The organism is Cupriavidus sp. SIMBA_020, from assembly GCF_046535395.1.
Classification (GTDB): domain Bacteria; phylum Pseudomonadota; class Gammaproteobacteria; order Burkholderiales; family Burkholderiaceae; genus Cupriavidus; species Cupriavidus campinensis.
Genome location: NZ_JAWRWU010000216.1, coordinates 1 through 336 on the forward strand (window position 1 = coordinate 1; position 336 = coordinate 336).

1 protein-coding gene is annotated in these 336 nt (G+C 68.2%); it reads left to right on the forward strand.

The genetic code is table 11. The features are described 5' to 3' along the window. On the forward strand, nucleotides 1–336 hold a 336-nt coding region (locus SB751_RS28895; RefSeq protein ID WP_410748895.1), incomplete at both ends, for a DUF1501 domain-containing protein.

Consider the following 336-nt stretch of genomic DNA (forward strand, 5'->3'; position numbering starts at 1 on the left):
CAGGACGGCCTTTCCGGCCGGTACGTTCGGGACCTCGGTGAAGACCGCCATGCAGGTGCTCGCGGCATGCGAAGCGTCGGGGCCCGGCGCGCAGGATGGCGTCGCGGTGCTGCGGCTTACGCTCAACGGGTTCGACACGCACCAGAACCAGCCGGGACAGCACGCCGCGCTGCTCAAGCAGTTCGCGGAAGGGATGGGTGCGATGCGCGACGCGCTGATCGAGCTCGGGCGCTGGAACCAGACGCTCGTGATGACGTATGCGGAATTCGGGCGGCGCGTGCGCGAGAACCAGAGCAACGGCACCGATCACGGTACCGCCGCGCCGCATTTCGTGAT